Source organism: Amycolatopsis sp. NPDC045836, from assembly GCF_056431745.1.
Window position 1 is genome coordinate 1 of record NZ_JBWKKF010000028.1, and the last position, 20,054, is coordinate 20,054.

17 protein-coding genes are annotated in these 20,054 nt (G+C 73.0%); 14 read left to right on the forward strand and 3 right to left on the reverse strand.

Translation table 11 applies throughout. From position 1 onward, the window contains the following. Positions 1 to 344: 344 nt before the first annotated feature. Positions 345 to 1,916 carry a tachylectin-related carbohydrate-binding protein gene (locus tag AC07EG_RS35185; protein WP_478257581.1) on the reverse strand — a complete coding sequence of 524 codons (1,572 nt, stop codon included), beginning with the start codon at positions 1,914 to 1,916 and terminating at the stop codon, positions 345 to 347. A gap of 34 nt (positions 1,917 to 1,950) precedes the next feature. After that, positions 1,951 to 5,508, reverse strand: coding sequence for an ALF repeat-containing protein (locus AC07EG_RS35190; RefSeq protein ID WP_478257582.1), 3,558 nt, complete (start codon positions 5,506 to 5,508; stop codon positions 1,951 to 1,953). A 235-nt stretch (positions 5,509 to 5,743) separates the two neighbouring features. Here AC07EG_RS35190 and AC07EG_RS35195 point away from each other — a divergent pair, with 235 nt between their 5' ends. Together AC07EG_RS35195 and AC07EG_RS35200 are read left to right on the forward strand one after the other, a co-directional pair. Next, the gene (locus tag AC07EG_RS35195; RefSeq protein WP_478257583.1) at positions 5,744 to 6,274 is read left to right on the forward strand and encodes a hypothetical protein; all 531 of its coding nucleotides are present in this window, start codon (positions 5,744 to 5,746) and stop codon (positions 6,272 to 6,274) included. A 138-nt stretch (positions 6,275 to 6,412) separates the two neighbouring features. After that, entirely contained in the window at positions 6,413 to 7,663 is a 1,251-nt protein-coding gene (locus tag AC07EG_RS35200; protein WP_478257584.1) for an FAD-dependent monooxygenase, read from the forward strand. Positions 7,664 to 7,684: 21 nt separating this feature from the next. On the opposite strand, the gene AC07EG_RS35205 is transcribed toward AC07EG_RS35200, so the two are convergent. Beyond that, positions 7,685 to 8,368 carry a response regulator transcription factor gene (locus tag AC07EG_RS35205; protein ID WP_478257585.1) on the reverse strand — a complete coding sequence of 228 codons (684 nt, stop codon included), beginning with the start codon at positions 8,366 to 8,368 and terminating at the stop codon, positions 7,685 to 7,687. Positions 8,369 to 8,575: 207 nt separating this feature from the next. Here AC07EG_RS35205 and AC07EG_RS35210 point away from each other — a divergent pair, with 207 nt between their 5' ends. From AC07EG_RS35210 to AC07EG_RS35265, 12 genes are all read left to right on the forward strand, one after another. Continuing rightward, positions 8,576 to 9,064 carry a nuclear transport factor 2 family protein gene (locus AC07EG_RS35210; protein ID WP_478257586.1) on the forward strand — a complete coding sequence of 163 codons (489 nt, stop codon included), beginning with the start codon at positions 8,576 to 8,578 and terminating at the stop codon, positions 9,062 to 9,064. 122 nt (positions 9,065 to 9,186) lie between these two features. Beyond that, the gene (locus AC07EG_RS35215) at positions 9,187 to 10,281 is read left to right on the forward strand and encodes a hypothetical protein (RefSeq protein WP_478257587.1); all 1,095 of its coding nucleotides are present in this window, start codon (positions 9,187 to 9,189) and stop codon (positions 10,279 to 10,281) included. Beyond that, positions 10,278 to 11,252, forward strand: coding sequence for a phytoene/squalene synthase family protein (locus AC07EG_RS35220; RefSeq protein ID WP_478257588.1), 975 nt, complete (start codon positions 10,278 to 10,280; stop codon positions 11,250 to 11,252). The genes AC07EG_RS35215 and AC07EG_RS35220 overlap by 4 nt, the downstream gene beginning before the upstream one ends. Then, on the forward strand, positions 11,246 to 12,715 hold the full coding sequence (locus tag AC07EG_RS35225; protein ID WP_478257589.1) for an FAD-dependent monooxygenase: 1,470 nt from the start codon (positions 11,246 to 11,248) through the stop codon (positions 12,713 to 12,715). Before AC07EG_RS35220 ends, AC07EG_RS35225 begins: the two co-directional genes overlap by 7 nt. Then, positions 12,712 to 13,053 (forward strand): TcmI family type II polyketide cyclase, encoded by a 342-nt coding sequence (locus AC07EG_RS35230; RefSeq protein ID WP_478257590.1) that lies wholly within the window; start codon positions 12,712 to 12,714, stop codon positions 13,051 to 13,053. The genes AC07EG_RS35225 and AC07EG_RS35230 overlap by 4 nt, the downstream gene beginning before the upstream one ends. After that, entirely contained in the window at positions 13,050 to 14,309 is a 1,260-nt protein-coding gene (locus AC07EG_RS35235) for a beta-ketoacyl-[acyl-carrier-protein] synthase family protein (RefSeq protein ID WP_478257591.1), read from the forward strand. The genes AC07EG_RS35230 and AC07EG_RS35235 overlap by 4 nt, the downstream gene beginning before the upstream one ends. Beyond that, positions 14,306 to 15,547 (forward strand): ketosynthase chain-length factor, encoded by a 1,242-nt coding sequence (locus AC07EG_RS35240; RefSeq protein ID WP_478257592.1) that lies wholly within the window; start codon positions 14,306 to 14,308, stop codon positions 15,545 to 15,547. Before AC07EG_RS35235 ends, AC07EG_RS35240 begins: the two co-directional genes overlap by 4 nt. Beyond that, positions 15,541 to 15,780 (forward strand): acyl carrier protein, encoded by a 240-nt coding sequence (locus AC07EG_RS35245; RefSeq protein WP_478257593.1) that lies wholly within the window; start codon positions 15,541 to 15,543, stop codon positions 15,778 to 15,780. The genes AC07EG_RS35240 and AC07EG_RS35245 overlap by 7 nt, the downstream gene beginning before the upstream one ends. A 22-nt stretch (positions 15,781 to 15,802) precedes the next feature. Then, entirely contained in the window at positions 15,803 to 16,588 is a 786-nt protein-coding gene (gene fabG, locus AC07EG_RS35250; protein WP_478257594.1) for a 3-oxoacyl-ACP reductase FabG, read from the forward strand. Positions 16,589 to 16,614: 26 nt separating this feature from the next. Next, a complete protein-coding gene (locus AC07EG_RS35255) occupies positions 16,615 to 17,547 on the forward strand; it encodes an aromatase/cyclase (RefSeq protein ID WP_478257595.1) in 933 nt (310 codons plus the stop codon). A gap of 2 nt (positions 17,548 to 17,549) precedes the next feature. Further along, positions 17,550 to 18,881: an FAD-dependent monooxygenase gene (locus AC07EG_RS35260; RefSeq protein WP_478257596.1), complete on the forward strand. Its 1,332-nt coding sequence runs from the start codon at positions 17,550 to 17,552 to the stop codon at positions 18,879 to 18,881. Next, a complete protein-coding gene (locus tag AC07EG_RS35265) occupies positions 18,878 to 19,948 on the forward strand; it encodes a polyprenyl synthetase family protein (RefSeq protein WP_478257597.1) in 1,071 nt (356 codons plus the stop codon). The genes AC07EG_RS35260 and AC07EG_RS35265 overlap by 4 nt, the downstream gene beginning before the upstream one ends. The last annotated feature ends 106 nt before the right edge of the window (positions 19,949 to 20,054 follow it).

Genomic DNA, 20,054 nt, shown 5'->3' on the forward strand with positions numbered 1-20,054 from the left:
CGGACGAGTTGGTGGTACTTCTCATCCTGCCGCCGAAAGACCCGTCCCCTGCGCTCAGGCCCCCTCAGCTGACACCAACGTCATGACCCGCAACAACTAGCCGGGCACGGGGTCCGTCCGGAGTGGATCGCGCGGATCGAGCGGGTCCGATGTGGAGAAGGGGGCCGACCCCGGGTGCGCAACGCGGTGGCTGCGATCTGGGCGGACCGCCGCATCCGGCGCCCAGTTCAGCGGCACCAGGCTGAACCCCGAGCCGCTGCCGCACGGGTTCGGGCGGCTGACGCCGCGAACGCCACCGCGCGAACCGGAGCCCGGCCCGCGCGGTGGCGTTCGTGGTCGTTCGGTCAGCGCGTGCCGACGCAGACGTTGGGCTTCAGCGTGATCGAGTGGTCACCGCCCCAGTGGGCGCCGGTGCCGACCACGCGGTGCGTGGCCCAGGTGCCGGTGTTCGGGTTGTACCGCGTCCACGCGATCTTCTGCGAAGTGGACGGCAGCAGCGTGCCGTAGATGATGTCCCCGCCCGGCGAGACGAGCTGGGCGTAGCCGCTCCAGTTGCCCGGGGTCACCTGCTCGCGCTGCACCCACGCCTGGGTGGCGTGGTCGTAGTGGAAGCGGATGAGCGCCCCGGCGGTGGTGCGGCCGTAGAGCACGCCGTCGCCGGCGGCGGTGATGGAGTTGAACCGGCCCCAGCCGGTGTCGAGCACCACGCCGGCGTCGTTCTGCCAGCGCTTGGCCGTGGTGTCCCAGACGAACAGGCGCAGGTCACCGTTGGGGTCGATGCGGTAGATCCGGCCCTTCTCGTCCACGGTGAGCTTGTCGCGGTTGGCCGCGGACAGGTAGTGCTGCCAGCCGGTCCCGACCCGCTCACCGCCGGTGAACTCCCAGCTCGGCACGTTCCACAAGCGCAGGTCGCCGTCGTTGAACGGGTCGCCGACGCGGTTCTTCTGGTGCACCGACCAGACGACGCCCGGTCCGGCCTTGAGCGTGCCGGGCACCGAGAACCCGTACGTCCCCAGCGAGGGCCAGTAGTCGACGCCGTCGAGTGCCGGGATCAAGGTGCTGTTGGGCGTGCTGACGTTTTCGGTGTACTTCACCGCGCCCGCTTTGGTGGCGTAGAACCTGGTGAAGATCGAGCACTGGAGGAACTGGTCGGGGTTGTGCTGGCCGAACCAGTCGAGCAGGTCGTCCACCCGGGTCTCCACGGAACCGCCGCGGGTCTCCGACGAGCCGAAGCAGCCCTTCTGCCAGGACGTGCTGTGCACGCCGGCCAGTTCGGGCGCCCACTGGTCGCCCCGGTAGGCGGGACCACCGGCGTCACCGCGGCAGGTGTCCGAGGCGCCCGAGACGGTGAACGTGGTGCCGGAGACCGAGGCGACCGCGGTGTCGGCGACGTGCTGCTTCAGCGGCACCCAGTCGGTGGCGGTCCGGCCGAACCCGGCGAGCTGCAGCGTCTCCGCCTGCTGCGGCGGCCGGGACGGCAGCCGCGCGCCGCCGAGCCCGACACGCGTTTCGAGCCTGGCGAAAACCAGGTCGCGGTCCTCGCGGGGCTTCAGGTCGATGATCCGCTGGGTCAGCTTGTACGTCCCGCCACCCCCTTTCGCCTGCACCGCGCCGTACCAGAACTGGGCGGTGGTGGGCCTGCTCGGCGGTCCCGGGTTGATCCGGAAGCCCTGGGCGGGGTTCTCGGCGAAGCAGCTGGCGGCGGTGACGAGCCACTGGTCGGAGATGAGCGTGCCGGAACAGGAGCGGAAGTTGTCGCCGATGGTGATGCGTGCGGTGTGCCAGTACGCCTCGCCGTAGTCGCCGGTGGGCGTGCCGTTGGTGACCGCGGCGGCCGGTGCGGCCAGCAGCGCCGCGATCGCGGTCGAGGCGGCCAGTGCCGCCACCGAGCGCCTCGCGTATCTCTTGGTTCTCATGGTTTCCATTCCCCAGTCGTTCGGTTGTCGGGACCTATGCGGGCTGACCGTTGACCCAGGAGACCGAGCGGTGGCCCATCAGGGGCGCGCTGGCCACGCCCTGCAACGCGGCCATGCTGTCCGTGCCGAGGCTGCGCGGGGCTTCGTTCTTCCAGTACTGGATCACCTCGAAGTCGGGGTAGTCGTCACCGCCGATGTAGCTCCTGGTGCCGACCTGCTCGTCGATCTTGACCTCGACCCGGCCGTTGACCTGGAACAGCGGCAGCAGCCCGTTGAGCCCGGTGTAGTCCGCGGCCAGGTAGCCGTTCTGCTGGATGCGCACCCGCAGGTCGTTGTCCCCGCCGGGGCTGATCGGGTGGGCGGGGTAGACCCGGTCGGGTACGCGCATCGTGCCACCCGGCGACCAGATGTAGCCGCCTTCCTTGGTGGACTTGGTGACGGTGTAGCTGACCTTGCCCGTGTCGGTGTCCCAGGCCGCGATGATGCGCGCCGAGGCGTTCGGGTCCATCGAGAAGCCGCGGTCGTCGCCGTCGAGCAACCCGAAGGCCGCGTCGTGGGTGTGGATGAAGAACCGCATCACGATGATCCCGCGGCCGGGCATCTTGGCGTTGGTGTCCCACACCTGGTGCACACCGTCGGCCGGGGCACCGCCGAAGAAGTTCCGCATCGCCGCGTCGTAGTTGGGGTCGTTGGGCCGCGGGGGCTGCCCCGGCGGCGGTTCGGGCTGGCGGGCCGCGTCCTCGGCCCGCCTGCGGGCTTCTTCCTCCTGTCGCTTGAGTTCGGCCGCCCGGTCAGCGGCTTCACGGGCGAGCCTGGCCGCGTCGGCGGCGGACCGGCCCGCCGCCAGCGCGTCCGCCCGGGCACGGTCGGCGGCTTCCTTGGCCGCGTTCGCCGAACCGGTGGCCTTGTTCGCCGAGTCCTGGGCGCTGATCACCGACTGCTGGGCCTGGCCGGCGCTGCGGTGCGCGGCCGCTTCGGCTTCGCGGGCCAGCTGGGCGGACCGGGCGGCGTCGGCCGCCGAGCGCTCCGCCTGGTCCGCGGAAGCCGCCGCCTGTGCGGCGTACTCGCCCGCTCGGATCCGGGATTGCTCGGCCTGGTTCGCGTACTGCGAGGCTTGGTCCGCCGCGTGGCGGGCGGTCGCGGCGTAGCTGAGCGCGAGGAAGGCGTTCTGCCGTGCCCCGGCCGCCGACCTCGACGCGGCGGCCAGGTAACCACCGATCTCGGCCACGTGGGCCGCGGTGTCCGCGTCCCGCTGCTGGGCCTGGTGCAGTCCGACGGTGACGAAGGTGCGCACGTAGCTGTCCGGACCGGACAACGCCGCCTGCGCCGAGGCCTTCACCTCGGGACCGCCGGTGTTGAGCGCCTGCCCGACCAGCACGGCGTCGTCGGCACGCCGGGCGGTGTGCTGCCCGACCGCGAGGAACTCGCGCACCTGCTCGATCGTGCCGCTCAGCGCCCGCTGGGCACCCGCGCGCACCCCCGGCCCGCCTTCGTTCATGATCCGGGCCAGCTCGATGCGGTCGTCGTCGTCCTTGCCGGGGTAGTACCGGGTGCGCAGGAACTGCTTGACCTGGTCGTGGCTCGCGGCCAGTGCGCCCAGCGCGGCGGTGCGCTGCGCCGGTTTGGTCGCGGAGTCGGCGATGGCACCCACGCTGGCCCGGTCGTCCCGCTCGGTGGCCGTGGCCAGCGCGGAGCGCACGAACTCGGTGACGTCGGTTTCGGTGCCGGTCAGGGCGAACTCCGCGGCGTCCCGTACCCAGGGACCGCCGGTCTTGACCAGCCGCGCGGCCACCTTCCGGCCGTTCGAGACCACCAGCGCCGGGGCGGCCGCCGGGTCCCTCGCCTGGTCCAGCAGGCGCTGGGCCTCGGCGTCCAGTTTGGCCTGCTGCCCCGCTTCCCAGGCCGCGGCCGCGGCGCGATCGGCTTCCGCCTGCTTCGCCGTCTGCGCCTCGCGCACCTGCTTGTTCTGCTGGACGAGCAGTCGCTCGGAGTCGGCCTTGCGAGCCACGGCGCTGACCTTGTTCGCCGTGGTGACCGCACCTTCGGCCTGGTCGGCGGCGAGGTCGGCCGCGTCCGCCGCGGCCTGCGCCTTGTCCGCCTGCCCGGCGGACTCGCCGGCGTGCAGGTAGGCCTGATACGCCGCGTCACCGGCGGCGGTGGCGTGCTGGGCCGCCTGGTTCGCCGCGTCGCGCGACTCCGCCGCCGCGGCCGCCGCTTCCTGCGCGATGGCCTTGGCCACGTTCGCCGCCCGGGTCGCCTCCGCAGCCGCCTGCCTGGCCCGTTCCCCGGCGCGCCTGGCTTCCTCGGCGCTGGCGCCGGCCTGCTGGGCGTAGTTCCCGGCCTGCAGCGCCGCATCCGCCGCCGCGGTGGCGTTGGCCGCCGCCGACCCGGCCGCCTGCGCCGCGGTGGCCGCCGCGTTCGCCGCGGTCACCGCCGCATCCGCCGCTTGCGCCGCCACCCGCGCGTCCTGCGCGACCCGGTGCGCCTCCACCGACGCCTGCCGCGCGGCCTCGGCGTGCTGCCGGTCACCGGCCGCGGCCTGTGCCGCCTTCCGGGCCTTGGCCGCGGTCTGGCTGGCCAGTGACGCCGCTTGCGACGCCTGTCCGGCCGCGTTGGCCGCCACCCTGGCCGCGTCGTTCGCGGCCCGGGAAGCTTCCCCGGCCACCTGCGCGGCCTGGGCGGCCCGCCCGGCGGCGTCGGCCGCCCGCCCGGCGGCGTTGCCCGCGCGGATCGCCGAATCCTGCGCCGCCTGCGCTTCGCGGGCCGCGGTCTCGCTGGCCTCCTTGGCCAGCCTCGCCGCCTCGACGGCCTTGCCGGAGGCGTCCCTGGCCACCTCGGTCTGCTGCGCGGCCTGGGTTCCGGCTTCCTTGGCCAGATCCGCCAGCTGCGCCACGGAGAGCGTCTCGTGATCGCGTGCCGCCGCGACGAGGTAGCCGTCGAGCAGGAAGGCCCGCACGTCCTCGATCGAGCCGTTGAGCGCGGCCTGCGCCGCCCGGTTCACCGCCGGGCCACCGGCGTTCATGATCTGCCCGACCCGCACCCGGTCGTCGTCGTCCTTGGCGGTCTGGCGGCCGGTGCCGAGAAAGGTCATCAGCTGCTGGACCGTGCCGCTGAGCGCGCGCTGCGCCGCCGCCTTCACCCCGGGGCCGCCGGTGTTGACCAGCTGCGCGATCTGCACGCGCATGTCGTCCTCCCACGGGCGTTGCCACCCGGAGGCGAGGAAGGTGCGCAGGGTCTCCGCCGAACCGCCGAGCGCGGTCTGCGCGGCCCGGCGCACGCCGGGCCCGCCTTCGGCGAGCATCTGCCCGACGCGCGCCCGCAGGTCGTGTTCCTCGGCCACGCCGAACCCGGTGGCCAGGAACACGCGCACGTCCTCGTCGGTGCCCGCGAGCGCGGTCTCCGCCGCCCTCGCCACGCCGGGACCACCGGCCTTCATGATCGAAAACGCCACCGCGCGATCGGTCAGCGCGCTCTGCGCCGCCGGTGGCTGGCCCGCGGTGGCCTGCGCGGGGGCCACCAGCAGGGACAGCGCGGTCATCGCCGCCAGCGGCAGCGCCAGCACCCGTCTCGGTAATCGTCTCGGTCCGGCCATCTCGATCCTCTCGCTCCTGGCAGCACGATGTGCAAGAAATGTCAGAGAATTGAAAAGAAAACGGCTCGGCGGTCCAGCCCCCGTGCGGGGCGGGATCAGCCGCCGAGCAAAATCGAAAGTAGCACCGGACCCGGTACCGGCAATCGGCCGAATGGCTTATCGCCAGTTCGGCTGAGGTGATGGCATTCTGGCCGTTGTACGAATCTCTTCCCCAGCTATGCCGAAGGAAACAACCATGCCATCACCGAAGCTGCCCTCGGGCGTCAAAATCGCGCTGACCGCACTGCTGGCCGGGGCCGCGGTGGCCGGGGCCACCGGCCTCGCCGGGGCCGCGGGCGGTGGCGGAGCGGCGCCGGCCGGGCCCGCCCTGCAGGCCGCGGCGGCGCCCGCGGCCGACGCGCCCGGCCACCTGGTCGAGGACTTCACCCACCCCAACGCCGAGGAGATCCTGGCCGAACGCGGCATCGTGCTGGGCCGGGGCGACGGGCACATCACCCTGGCCGACTGCGGTGAGAACACCCTGATCCAGCTCAGAAGCCGGGCGGCGGGGGACGTCTGCTTCCGGGCGGTGGGCAAGGTCGGCTACCTGAGCATGCAGGTCCCCAGCGTCTACCTGATCTACGGCGGCGACAAGAACCTCAGCGCCAAGCTCACCGCGGCCAACGGCCAGTCCAAGACCTACGACGTCGCGGCCGGGCTCTGGAAGCCGGTCGGGGAAAGCGACACCGGGGTCGAGGCCGCGCTGATGGAGTTGCGCATTGTCTGAAGTTTCCGCCGTCGTTGAAACGGTCGGAAATTTGACGAAGATTTGTAGTGATAAAGATCTGCTTGACGGCCGTTCTCCCGAGTCGCTAGAAAGGCGGTGGGCAGCAGGAAAACAATTTTCCGAGAAGCATCGGGAGTCGTGATCACCACCAACGGGAACGGCCGCCGCGCACTTGTCGTCGGCCTGGGCATCAGCGGTCTTTCCACGGCGATCCGGCTGCGGCGCGTCGGCTGGGAGCCGGTGCTCGTGGAACGGGCCCCCGCCCGTCGCACCGAGGGGTACTTCCTGGGCCTGTTCGGCGCGGGCCTGGCCGCGGCGGAGCGGCTGGGCTTCCTGGGGGACCTGGCCGATCGCGCCAGCCGCGGCGGCACCATCTACGAGGTGGACCGGGCCGGCCGGGGCCGCCGGTGCGTGGGCTTCCACGAACTGCCCGGCACCCCGCGGGTGCTGCTGCGCGGCGACGTGGAGGCGGCGGCGTTCCGGGCGCTGCCGCCCGACGTGGAGATCCGGTTCGCCACCGAGCCGGTCGCGCTCGAGCAGGACCCCGGCGGGGTCGAGGTGACCCTGCGCGACACCGCGACCGGCCGGCTGGGCACCGAGCGGTTCGACCTGGTGGTCGGCGCCGACGGGGTGCGCTCGGCCGTGCGCGAGCTGGTCTTCGGGCCGGTGGACGCCCACGTGCGGCGGCTGAACTACATGGTGGGCGCGGTGAAGCTGGTGCGGCCGGTGCCCGGCTTCGAGCCGGGTGACGGCGCGGTGCTCGCCGAGGTCGGCCGGTCGATGTGGTTGTTCCCCTTCGCCGGTACCACCCCGGCGGCGTTGTTCTCCTACCGCACCACCGATGTGGCCGCGGAGTTCACCGCCCCGCCGATCGACCGCCTGCGCGCCGCCTTCGGCCCGGAACCGCCCGGCGGGCTGCTGGCCGCGGTGCTGGCCGAGTTCGAGCGCGCCGAGCGGCCGTTGTTCGACTCGGCGGAGCAGATCCGACTGGACCGCTGGCACCACGGTCGCGTGGTGTTGCTGGGCGACTCGGCGTGGTGCATGACCCTCTACTCGGGCATGGGGGCGTCGGCGGGCATGGCGGCCGCGCAACTGCTCGGCACCCTGCTGGCGCACCACCCCGGCCGCGTCGACCTCGCCCTGCGGGACTGGGAGCGCCGCCTGCGCCCGTTCGTCACCTACCACCAGCGCGAGGCGCTCAAGCAGCGGCAGTTCTTCACCCCGGCGAGCCGGTTCCAGCGGGCCGCCCGGTCCACGGTGCTCTGCGGGCTGAAGTCACCGCGTGCCGGTGGTTTCTTCCGCTGGGTGCTGGACACCACCGCGGCGAAGGCGCAGCGGATGAAGGCGCTGGACATCAGCGCACCGGTGGCACCGGAGCCCGTGCGGTGAACGGGCTCCGGTGCCACCGGGTCAGGCCGAGGCGGACCAGGAGCGCAGCCGCTCGTCGAGCCCGATCCGGAAGCCCACGCCGCGCACGGTGTGGATCACCGAGGTCAGGCCCAGCTTGCCGCGCAGGCTGCTCACGTGCGTGTCGATGGTGCGGCTGGAACGGGCCCACTCGTCGTTCCACACCACGTACATGATCTCCCGCCGGGTGAACACCCGGCCCGGTTCCGCCGCGAGCAGGTGCAGCAGGTCGAACTCCTTTCTCGTCAGCTCGACCTGCTGCTCGCCGACCCGCACCTCGCGGCTCTGCGGGGTGATCCGCAGCGGCCCGTGGACGATCTCGTCCGGCCGCGGACCCCCGCGGCCCACCGCGGCGTGGATCCGCTGCAGCAGTTGCCTGGCGTCGAACGGTTTGGCCAGGAAGGCGCTCAGCCCGCAGCACAGCCCGAGCACCCGGTCGAGGTCGGAGTCGTGGCCGGCCGTCCCGATGATCGGGACGGCGGACCCCGCCCGGATCCGCCGGCACGCTTCGTAGCCGTTCAACGCCGGTACGTCCAGGTCGAGCACCACCACGTCGGCGAACGGCGCCCAGGCCACCACCGCCGACTCGTCGTCTACTTTGGATACTTCGTGACCCTGTTGCCGCAGGGTGGCGGCGATCACGGCCATCCGGTCCGGATCGCCGTCGGTGCACAATATCCGCGCCACAGATCCCCCAGTGGATCGCAGTTGGATTAACGTTTCGAACAATAGCAGAACCGCAGATCACGGCGGCCGGAGAAGGTGGGCGGCCACCGGGCGCTTTGCAAAGACCTGACACAAGGTTGCGGCAAGTTTCCGGCAAGGTCGTTGACCACTTCGGCGCCATCGTGCCAGCCTGGGTGAAATCCCTATCCCTTTTCACAGGAGGCTGAAATGACGCTGCCCGTACCCGGTGCCCGCACCCCGGACCGTGAGCTGGCGGACCGCATGGAGTTGCGCGAGCTGGCCGACCGCTACCTGGTGTCGCTGGACCGGTACACCAGCGACGACTGGTGCGCCCGGGTGTTCACCGAGGACGTGCGCGCGCGGTTCCCGCTGGGCGAGTTCCACGGGCTCGCCGGACTGGCCGAGTTCCACGCCCAGGGCCGCAGCCGTTTCGAGAAGACGCTGCACACCGGGTCCACCGTGCTGGTCGAGCTGGCCGGGGACGTGGCGCGGGTGCGCGCCCACCTGGTCGCCGTGCACGTGCCCGAGGCCGCTCGCCCGTCGGTGCACTTCACGCTCGGCGGCTACTACGACGCCGAAGCGGTGCGCGGGCCGGACGGCTGGCGCTTCCGCGTGCTGGAGTTCCACCCGGTGTGGGTGGGCGGTGACGCAGAATTGCCGGAGGTGTTCACCGGCGATTCCCTGCCGCGATCCTGACCCCGAATTGTCATTTCCCTGAATCGGTGCGCATTGACCCGGCATTCACGAACCGGTGAGAATTGAGTGCACCGTCACCGCCGTCCGGCGGAACCGTGAAACCGAGTCCGGGAAGTCACAGCATGAACCTGCGCGAAAAAGTCATGCCCATGCGGGCGGGCGCACCGGCGGCGACCGCCGCGCTGGCGCTCGACCGGGCGATCTCGTTCATCCGGTCCTGTGTGGACAGTGAAGACCGGATGCTGTCGCGGGTGGCGTTCGACCCCTCCTTCGCCCGCTCCCACCGGATCACCGAAGCCCGCGCGGCGATCAGCCGGGAACTTGGGGTCGACGTCGGGTTCGACTTCGGTGACGACCTGTCGACGGTGATCCTCGGCCTGTCGCTGCTGCCGCCGGAGGAGGACGTGCTGGCGCGCAGCTTCGCCCGGCTGCTCGAGCGCGGCCGGGCGGGTCACCGCATCCGGTTGTTCACCGAGGCGGGCAGCTTCCCGGCGGACACCGACTGCACCGCGGTCGCCGCCCAGGGCCTGCTCGACCAGGAACTGCTGACCGGTGCCGGACTCTCGGCCTTCGCGAACGAACTGCTGCGCGCCGCCGCACCGCCCGACGACGACGGGCGCGACGCGGCGCCGGTGCTGCCGGGGGTGGTCACCGTGTACTGGGACGACGGGAAGCTGGTCCGGGGACGCAAGCACGACCCGGTCGTCTGCGCGAACGTCCTCTGTGTACTCAAGGAGGCGGCGCGGCAGGAACTGGTGCGGGCGGACGAGGTGATCGACGCGACCCAGCGCTACGTGGTGGAACACCTGCTCTCCGGTGCCTACCGCGACGGCAGCCGGTACTACCCGTACCCCGAAGCGTTCCTGCACTCGGTTTCCCGGCTGGCCGGCCGGTTCGCCGACTGCCGGGAGCTGCTGGCCGTCCCGCTCGCCGCCGCCCTGCGCGAACTGGAGGCCGACGGGGGCGCCGACCGGGACCGGTCGATCAACGTGGCGCTGCGCACCATCACCGCGGTGAACACCGGGGTGCACGACGGCCAGTCCGCCCGGCGGCAGCTGCTCGCCGGGCAGCAGGACCAGGACGGTGCCTGGCCGGCTTCGCCGTACTACCGGCTCGGGCGGTTCCCGGTCTACTTCGGCTCCCGCGCGCTGTCCACCTTGTTCGCGGCCAGCGCGCTCCGCCTTTCGCAGCCGGCCGTGAACGGGGGTGCGCGGTGAAGGACGCCGAACTCGACGCCGCGGGCATCCGCCACCCGCTGGACCGCGACGCCTACCGCAAAGCGAGCGAACTGCTCCGGCGGCAGGCCAGGACCCGCGGTTCCGGCACGGCGATCCGCTTCATGTTCCCGCCGGCGAACCGCCCGTACTTCGAAGTGCTGTTCGCGTTCATCACCTACGTCGACGACATCGTCGACGTCCGCGAGCACAGCGTCGAAATCCGGGCACGGCGCCTGGCGGAATGGGAAGCGGCCTTCTCGGCGGCGGTGAAGGACGAACTGCCCACCACGGCCTCTTCACGGGACGAGGAGTCCGACAACGCGATCGCCCGCGCCTTCGTGCACCTGATGCGGACGTGGGACCTGCCGCTCGACGAGGTGCCGCGGTGGGTGCAGGGCCAGCGCGACACGCTGACCGTGACCGAATACCGCACCCGCGACGAGCTCCAGCGGTTCATCGACACGGTGACGCTGATGCCCGCGGTGTGGGCGAACCGGCTGCTGGGCAACGAGAGCGAGGAGGCGGCCGAGCTCTGCCGCCGGGCGACCACCTCGTTCCAGATGATCGACTTCCTGTGGGACCTGCGCGAAGACCTCGAACTCGGCTGCCTCTACCTGCCGGTGGAGAGCCTGGCGGCGGCGGGGCTGAGCCGCGCTGAGGTCGAAGCCCGGCTGCGCGGCGGCCGTCCCGGTCCGGCGCTGCGGAACCTGCTGGCCGCCGAGGTGCGGCGCGTCCGGGAGGGCTTCGACCGGGCCCGGCCATGGCCGGCGCTGCTGCCGGTCACCTCCCGCACCTTCATCGAGTGGGAGTTCGCGCTCAACGAACTGCGGCTGGTCGCGCTGGAACGGGACCCGGTGGCGCACCTGGAGCCCGGCTACCGCGCGCCGGCTTCTTTCAAGGCGAGTGCGCTCGCCCGGACCTATCGCGACATCGCCAAGGCGTCGCTCCAGCGGAAGGGGTACCAGTGGTGAAGCACGATGTGCTGGTGGTCGGCGGCGGCCCGGTGGGCCTGATGCTGGCCGGTGAACTCCGCCTCGGCGGCGCGGACGTGGTGGTGCTCGAGTCGCTGTCCGCCCCGAGTGGACAGTCCCGCGGCCTCGGGTTCACCGCCCGCGCCACGGAGGTGTTCGGCCAGCGCGGGCTGCTGGACCGCTTCGGCGCGGTGGAAACCGCCGCGCAGGGCCACTTCGGCGGCATCCCGCTGGACTTCAGCGTGCTCGAGGGCGCGCACTTCGGCGCCAGGGGCATCCCCCAGCACCGGGTCGAGGCGGTGCTCGAACAGTGGGCCGGGGAACTGGGTGCGCGAATCCTGCGCGGGCACACCCTCGTCGAGCTGTCCGACACCGGGGACGGCGTGGCGGTGGTGGCCGAGGGGCCGGGCGGCCGGGCCGAATTCTCCGCCACCTACCTCGTCGGCTGCGACGGTGGCCGGAGCACGGTCCGCCGGCTGGCCGGGTTCGACTTCCCCGGCACGGACGCGACCAGGGAGATGTACCTGGCCGACGTGGCGGGCTGCGACATCCGGCCGCGCTTCATCGGGGAACGGGTGGCCGGTGGCATGGTGATGGCCGCGCCGCTGGGCGACGGGGTGGACCGGATCATCGTCTGCCCGCTGGGCCTGTCCCCGCGCGAGGGCGAACCCGGCTTCGCCGAGATCGCCGACCGCTGGCAGGAGCTCACCGGGCAGCGCCTGCACGACGCCGAGGTCCGGTGGCACAGCCGGTTCACCGACGCCACCCGCCAGGTCACCACCTACCGGAAGGGCCGGGTGCTGCTCGCGGGCGACGCGGCGCACATCCACCTGCCCGCCGGCGGGCAGGGGCTCAGCCTCGGCGTCCAGGACGCGGTGAACCTCGGCTGGAAGCTCGCCGCGACCGTGCGCGGCACCGCGCCCCCCGGCCTGCTCGACACCTACCACGCCGAACGCCACCCGGTCGGCGCCCGGGTGCTGCGGAACACCCTCGCCCAGGGACTGCTCTACCTCAGCGGCGAGGAGATCGACCCGCTGCGCGCGATCACGGCCGAGCTGATGGCGATCCCGGACGCCGCCCGGCACCTGGCCGGCATGGTGAGCGGCCTGGACATCCGCTACGACGTCGGGGACGGCCCGCCGCCGCTGGGGATGCGGATGCCGGACGTGCCGCTCGACCACCGGACGACGGTGGCGGAACTGCTGCACGGCGGGCGCGGGGTGCTGATCGACAGCACCGGGTCGGCGGAGTACGCCGCGGCCGCCGCGCGCTGGGCCGATCGGGTCGGCGTCGTGGTCGCCCGGCCGCTCGCGCACACGCCGTCGGGCTGGCCCGCCGGGCTGGACGCGGTACTGCTGCGCCCCGACGGCTACGTGGCCTGGACCGGCACCTCGGACCTGGAAACCGAGCTCGGGCGCTGGTTCGGCGCGCCCCGGCGGGTCCCGGCGGGGGTGACGGGATGAACGGGCACAGCACGCTGATCGTGGCGCGGATGGACGCGGCCTCCAGCGCCGAGGTCGCCGCGCTCTTCACCGAGTTCGACCGGGGGGAGACCCCCGGGCTGATGGGCACCCGGCGACGGCAGTTGTTCCACTACCGCGGCCTGTACTTCCACCTGCAGGACTTCGACGGCGACGAAGGGGCCGAGCGGATCGAAGCGGCCAAGACCCGGCCCGAGTTCGCCCGGATCAGCACCGAGCTCAAACCGTTCATCACCGCCTACGACCCGCAGACCTGGCGGTCGCCGAAGGACGCCATGGCCGAGCGCTTCTACCACTGGTCGGCGGAGCGGTCCGGATGAGCGCACGGGTGGTGATCACCGGCATCGGGGTGCTCGCACCGGGTGGCTCGGGGACCGGGCCGTTCTGGGACCTGCTCAGCGCCGGCCGCACGGCGACCCGGCTGATCAGCGCGTTCGACCCGGCGCCGTACCGGTCCCGGACGGCCGCCGAGATCGACTTCGACCCGGCCGCGGCCGGGCTCACCCCGCGGCAGGTCCGCCGGATGGACCGCGCCGCGCAGCTCGCGCTGGTCGCGGCGCGCGAAGCCGTGCACGACAGCGGGATCGACCTCGGCGCGCTCGAGCCGGAGGAGCTCGGCGTCACGCTGGGCACCGCGGTCGGCGCCACCACCGGGCTCGAAGCGGAGTACCGGGTGGTCAGCGACGAGGGCAGGCTGTTCGAGGTCGACCACCGGTACGCCGTCCGGCACCTGCACAACTTCCTGGTGCCGAGTTCGTTCGCCGCGGAGCTGGCGGTCGAGTTCGGCGCGGAGGGGCCGGTGTCGGTGGTGTCCACCGGCTGCACCTCCGGCCTCGACGCGGTCGCGCACGCCGCCGGGCTGATCCGGGAGGGCTCGGCCGAGGTGGTGCTCGCGGGCGCCACCGACGCACCGATTTCGCCGATCACGGTGGCCTGCTTCGACGCGCTCAAGGCGACCACCCCGCGCAACGACGACCCGGAGCACGCCTCCCGCCCGTTCGACGCCACCCGCAACGGGTTCGTGCTCGGGGAGGGCGCGGCGGTGTTCGTGCTGGAGAGCCTCGACCACGCCAGGAAGCGCGGGGCGGTGGTGCACGCCGAGTTCGCCGGGTACGGCACGCGGTGCAACGCCCACCACATGACCGGCCTGCGCCAGGACGGCGCCGAGATGGCCGAAGCCATCACCGCGGCACTGGACGACGCGCGGATCGCTCCCGAGGAGGTCGACTACGTCAACGCCCACGGTTCGGGCACCCGGCAGAACGACCGGCACGAGACCGCGGCGTTCAAACGCGCGCTGGGCGCGCACGCCCACCGGACGCCGGTCAGCTCGATCAAGTCGATGATCGGGCACTCCCTTGGCGCCATCGGCGCGCTGGAGATCGCCGCCTCGGTGCTGGCCATCCGGCACGACGTGGTGCCGCCGACGGCGAACCTGCACCGGCCGGACCCGGAGTGCGATCTCGATTACGTGCCGCTGACCGCCCGCCCGTGGCGCACCGACACGGTGCTCAGCGTGGGCAGCGGTTTCGGCGGCTTCCAGAGCGCCGTGGTGCTCCGGCAGGTGGCGGCGTGAGCGCCGCGGTGTTCACCGGGATCGGCGTGACCGCGCCGAACGGGCTCGGCACCGAGGAGTACTGGGCCGCCACCCTGGCCGGCCGCGGCGGGATCGGGCCGGTGCGCCGGTTCGACGCCTCGGGTTACCCGGCGAGCCTGGCCGGGGAGGTACCGGGGTTCGAAGCCGCCGACCACCTGCCGGGGCGGCTGCTGCCGCAGACCGACCACATGACCCGGCTCGCCCTGGTCGCCGCGGACTGGGCGCTGGCCGATTCCGGGCTCCGGCCCGGTGAACTGCCCGCCGGGGAAGTGGGCGTGGTCACCGCCAGTTCGGCGGGCGGGTTCGAGTTCGGCCAGCGGGAACTGCAGAAGCTGTGGCGCCACGGCAGCGACCACGTCAGCGCCTACCAGTCGTTCGCCTGGTTCTACGCGGTCAACACCGGGCAGATCTCCATCCGCCACGGCCTGAAGGGACCGGGAGGTGTGGTGGTCACCGGGCAGGCCGGCGGGCTCGACGCGCTCGGGGAGGCCCGGCGCCGGGTGCGCCGCGGCAGCCGCGTGATCGTCTCGGGCGCGGTCGACGGCGCGCTGTGCCCGTGGGGCTGGGTGGCCCTGTCCGCGGACGGGCGGGTGAGCACCGGCTCCGATCCGGGCACCGCCTACCTGCCCTTCGACCACCGGGCCGCCGGGTACGTACCGGGCGAGGGCGGCGCGATCCTGGTGCTGGAGGACGAAAGCTCGGCGCGCGACCGCGGCGCGCCGAGGATCTACGGCGAACTGGCCGGTTACGCGGCGACCTTCGATCCGCCGCCGGAGCGCGGCAGGCCGCCCGCCCTGCGCCGGGCGATCGAGAAGGCGTTGCACGACGCCGGGATCCAGCCGGGCCACGTGGACGCGGTGTTCGCCGACGCGGCCGCGATCCCGGCCGAAGACCGCGCCGAGGCCGACGCGATCACCGCGGTCTTCGGCGCGCACGCGGTGCCGGTGACCGCGCCCAAGGCGCTCACCGGCCGGCTCGCCGCCGGTGGTGGCTCGCTCGACGTGGCGACCGCGTTGCTGTCGCTGCGGGACGGCGTGCTGCCGGCCACCGCCGGCGTGCTCCCCGATCCCGGTCACCGGATCGACCTGGTGACCGGCAGTCCGAGAACCGCCGATCTGCGCACGGTGGTGGTGCTCGCCCGCGGTGCGGGCGGGTTCAACTCGGCGGTGGTCCTGCGCAACCGGCGACGGAACGAGGAAACCGGAGAACCATGCTGACCCTGGACGAACTGAGGAACACCCTGCGCGAGAGCGCGGGGGAGAGCGACCTGCTCGACGGCGACATCCTCGACGTCGAGTTCGAGTCGCTCGGCTACGACTCGATCGCGCTGATCGAAACCGTGGCGCGGATCGGCCGCGAGCACGGGATCCGCCTCGACGACGAGGCGGTGACGACCGTGCGGACCCCGCGGGAACTGCTGGACCTGGTCAACTCCGTGCGGGCGGGCTGAACCGGTGGGCGGGGAAGAGCGGATGGGCGAGCACAGCGGCCGGACGGCGATCGTCACCGGCGCCACCAGCGGAATCGGGTACGCCATCGCCGAACTGCTCGCCGAACGCGGGGCGCGGGTGTTCCTGTGCGCCCGTGACGGCGAAGCGGTCGGCGCCACGGTGAAGCAGCTGCGGGACCGAGGGGGCGAAGCCGACGGCGTCGCCTGCGACGTGCGCTCCCCGGAGCAGATCCGGTCCTTCGTGGACTCGTCCGTGCGCCGTTACGGCCCGATCGACATCCTGGTGAACAACGCCGGGCGCGGCGGTGGCGGGGTGACCGCCGAGATCGCCGACGACCTGTGGTTCGACGTCATCAGCACCAACCTGCACAGCGTCTTCCTGATGACCAGGGAGGTGCTCTCGGCCGGGGGCATGCGCGAGCGGGCGTGGGGCCGGATCATCAACATCGCCTCCACCGCAGGCAAGCAGGGCGTCGTGCTCGGCGCCCCGTACTCGGCCTCCAAGCACGGCGTGGTCGGCTTCACCAAGGCGCTGGGCAACGAACTGGCCCCGACCGGGATCACCGTCAACGCGGTGTGCCCCGGTTACGTGGAAACCCCGATGGCCCAAGGGGTCCGGGCGCGCTACGCGGCGTTCTGGGACACCTCCGAGGAGGCCGTGCTGGCGAAGTTCGAGGCGAAGATCCCGCTCGGGCGCTACTCCACCCCGGCGGAGGTGGCCGGGCTGACCGGTTACCTGGCCTCCGACACCGCCGCCTCGATCACCGCGCAGGCGCTCAACGTCTGCGGCGGGCTCGGCAACTTCTGATGCGTACCCCCACCCGAAGGAGGACCATGACCGCCACCCGTGAGGTGGAGCACGAGATCACCGTCGCCGCCCCGGCCGCAGCGGTCTACGCGCTGGTGGCCGACGTCGGCGACTGGCCGCAGGTGTTCGGTCCCACCGTCCACGTCGAGCACCTGGACCGCGCGCCGGACGGCCGCGGTACCGAACGCCTGCGGATCTGGGCCACCGCGAACGGCACGGCCAAGGGCTGGACCTCGCGCCGCGAGCTGGACCCGGACGGCTTCCGGATCGACTTCCGGCAGGAGGTCTCGCAACCGCCGGTGGGCGCGATGAGCGGTGCCTGGGTGATCGAGCCGCGGGCCGAGCGGGAGTGCCGCGTCCGGCTGCTGCACAGCTACCGCGCCGCGAGCGGGGATCCGGCCGACCTCGCCTGGATCGACCGGGCGGTGGACCGCAACAGCGACGCCGAGCTGGCGGCGCTGCGGCGGCACGCCGAGCACGGCGACCCGGTGGTCACCTTCGCCGACACCGTGTCGATCGACGGCCGCGCGGAAGACGTCTACGACTTCCTGAACGAGGCGCAGCACTGGCCGGAGCGGCTGCCCCACGTCACGCGCGTCGAGCTGGAGGAACCGGTGGCAGGGCTGCAGACGCTGGAAATGGACACCGAGGCCCGAGGCGGTTCGCGGCACACCACGAAATCGGTCCGGGTGTGCCTGCCGCACCGGCTGATCGCCTACAAGCAGACCGGGCTGCCCGCCCTGCTGAGCCTGCACACCGGGCAGTGGACGATCGAGCCGGAAGCCGGGGGGGTGCGGGTCACCTCGCGGCACAGCGTGCGCCTCAACGAGGCCAACATCGAACCGGTGCTGGGCGCGGGCACGGGGCCGGCGCAGGCGGAGGAGTTCATCCGGACCGCGTTGAGCACGAACAGCCTGGCCACCCTCGGGCACGCGAAAACCTTCGCCGAGGGGCGCTGACCGTGTCCGCCCGGGTGCTGGTGGCCGGCGCCGGCCCGGTCGGCCTGCTGCTCGCCACCGAGCTGCGGCTGGCCGGGGTGCCGGTGGTGGTGGCGGACCGGCTGGCCGAGCCCATGGCGGAGTCCCGCGCGGTCCTGCTGAACCCGCGCACCGTCGAGTCGCTGCGCGAACGCGGGTTCTCCGGGCTGCTGGCCGAGGCCGTGCCGGAGTCCGGCAGTCACTTCGCCGGCCTGTCCCTGGCGAACGCAGTGGACGGTGGCCGGGGGTATCGGAAGGTGCCGCAGTTCCGGACCGAGGCGGCGCTGACCGCGCGGGCGCGGGAGCTGGGTGCGCAGTTCCTGCGCGGCCACGAACTGACCGGCCTGGAGCCGGACGAGCACGGCGTGACCGCCTGGTTCGGCGAGACCGAACTGCGGGCCGGGTACCTGGTCGGCTGCGACGGCCAGGACGGCGCCGTCCGGCGGCTGGCCGGGATCGAGGCCATCGAGGTGCCGCCGACCAGGGAGATCCTGCGCGCGGACGTGCTCGGCCTGCGGGTACCCGACCGCCGGTTCGAGCGGCACCCGCGCGGGGTGGTGGTGGCGGCCACGCGTGACGGGCGGACCCGGCTGATGGTCCACGAATACGGTGGCCGGGTCCGGGGCACGCCACCGGGGTACCGGGAACTGGCGGCGAGCTGGCAGCGGGTGACCGGGGAGGACGTCTCGGCGGGCGAGCCGGTGTGGGTGGACGCCTTCGACAACACCCGCGTGCTGGCCACGCACTTCCGGCGGGGCCGGGTCCTGCTGGCCGGGGACGCCGCGCACCGGCACCTGCCGGTCGGGGGGCAGTCGCTGAACACCGGTCTGCAGGACGCGCTGAACCTCGGCTGGAAGCTCGCCGCCACCGTGCTCGGTACCGCACCGCCCGGACTGCTCGACACCTACCACGGCGAACGGCATCCGGTGGCGGTGCGCACCCAGGACCTGGTCACCGCCCAGGAGACGCTGCTGTTCGGCGGTCCCGAAGTGGTGCCGATGCGCTCGGTGCTCGCCGAACTGCTCGGCCTGCCCGCGGTCGGCGCGCACCTGGCCGGCGCGATCGGCGGGCTGGACGTGCGGTACCCGGGCACCGGCCCCCGGCTGCCGGAAACCCGCTTGGCGACCGGGGGGTCCACAGTGGACCTGCTGGCCGCGGGGCGCGGGCTGCTGCTCGACCGGCCCGGCGAGCGGGTGCTGGTCCGGCCCGACGGGTACGTGGCCTGGGCGGGTACCGAGGCCGGGGGCCTGACCGCGGCGCTGCGGCGCTGGTTCGGCACGCAGCGGCCACCGATCGCACGGGGGGGAGCAGGATGAGCACGGTAGCGCTGGACACCGGGATCACCGAGTCGGGCCGGGAGGTCGCCCAGCGGGTCGACGACCGGCTGCGCGAGGTGCTGACCCGCGACCGGGAGCGGTACAGCCAGGTCACCCCGCACGCCAGGGACGTGATGGAAGCGCTGCTGACCGCCGTGCTGGGGGGCGGCAAGCGGCTGCGGCCCGCCTTGGCCCACCTCGCCTTCACCGGAGCGGGCGGGGCGCCGGGGGACGAGAGGATCATCGACGTCGGTGCCGCGCTGGAGCTGCTGCACGCCGGTTGCCTGGTGCACGACGACGTGATGGACGATTCGCCGGTCCGGCGCGGCCTGCCCACCACGCACGCCGCCTTCGAGCGGCGGCACGCGCTGGCCGCGTACGCGGGGGAGGGGCGGCGGTTCGGCGAGGGCGTCGCCACCGTCGTGGGTGATCTGGCCTTCTTCTACGCCATCGGGCTGCTGCGCGGGGCCGGTCCCGACGCGCAGCAGGTGTTCTTCGAAATGGCCGTGGATGCCGGGATCGGGCAGTACCTCGACCTGCTCGCCGCCGCGGGGCCTGTCGAAACGGCCCCGGACCCGCTGGTGATCGCGCGGTACAAGACCGGGCGGTACACGGTGGAGGGCCCGCTCCGGCTCGGCGCGGCGCTGTGCGGGCGGCTGGCCGAACTCGATCCGGTGTTCACCGCCTTCGGCAGGCCGGCCGGGCTGGCCTACCAGTTGCGCGACGACCTGATCGGCGCCTTCGGGGACCCGGCGGCGACCGGTAAGCCGGTGGGGGACGACCTGCGGCAGGGCAAGCGGACGCTGTTGCTCGCCGTGGCACGCCGCCGCGTGAGCGAGCCCGCGGCCCGGGACCTGCTCCGGCGCGCCGGGGACGGCGGGCTCACCGAGGCCGAGGTGCCACTGGTGCAGGCACTGCTGATCGACGCCGGAGCGCGGGAGCAGGTGGAGCGCACGTGTGCCGCACTGGCCGAAGACGCCGTCGGCGCGCTGGCCACCGCGGACATCGGTGACCGGGCGAAGGCGGCGCTGACCGGCTTCGCCACGCAGGTCGCCCGGCCGGCTTGAGCGGGAAAGGCCCCGGCCACCTGGCCGCTGTCGCTGCCGAACCCGACTCCCGTCCACGCGAGGCGCTCGGCTGGGAAACCCCAGCCGAGCGCCTCGCCAGGCTTCT

What these genes read in the sequence shown, in the direction of transcription:
- AC07EG_RS35185 (WP_478257581.1), bottom strand. Translation starts at nt 1,916, where the DNA reads ATGAGAACCAAGAGATACGCGAGGCGCTCGGTGGCGGCACTGGCCGCC.
- AC07EG_RS35190 (WP_478257582.1), bottom strand. Translation starts at nt 5,508, where the DNA reads ATGGCCGGACCGAGACGATTACCGAGACGGGTGCTGGCGCTGCCGCTG.
- AC07EG_RS35195 (WP_478257583.1), top strand. Translation starts at nt 5,744, where the DNA reads ATGCCATCACCGAAGCTGCCCTCGGGCGTCAAAATCGCGCTGACCGCA.
- AC07EG_RS35210 (WP_478257586.1), top strand. Translation starts at nt 8,576, where the DNA reads ATGACGCTGCCCGTACCCGGTGCCCGCACCCCGGACCGTGAGCTGGCG.
- AC07EG_RS35215 (WP_478257587.1), top strand. Translation starts at nt 9,187, where the DNA reads ATGAACCTGCGCGAAAAAGTCATGCCCATGCGGGCGGGCGCACCGGCG.
- AC07EG_RS35230 (WP_478257590.1), top strand. Translation starts at nt 12,712, where the DNA reads ATGAACGGGCACAGCACGCTGATCGTGGCGCGGATGGACGCGGCCTCC.
- AC07EG_RS35235 (WP_478257591.1), top strand. Translation starts at nt 13,050, where the DNA reads ATGAGCGCACGGGTGGTGATCACCGGCATCGGGGTGCTCGCACCGGGT.
- AC07EG_RS35245 (WP_478257593.1), top strand. Translation starts at nt 15,541, where the DNA reads ATGCTGACCCTGGACGAACTGAGGAACACCCTGCGCGAGAGCGCGGGG.
- fabG (WP_478257594.1), top strand. Translation starts at nt 15,803, where the DNA reads ATGGGCGAGCACAGCGGCCGGACGGCGATCGTCACCGGCGCCACCAGC.
- AC07EG_RS35255 (WP_478257595.1), top strand. Translation starts at nt 16,615, where the DNA reads ATGACCGCCACCCGTGAGGTGGAGCACGAGATCACCGTCGCCGCCCCG.
- AC07EG_RS35265 (WP_478257597.1), top strand. Translation starts at nt 18,878, where the DNA reads ATGAGCACGGTAGCGCTGGACACCGGGATCACCGAGTCGGGCCGGGAG.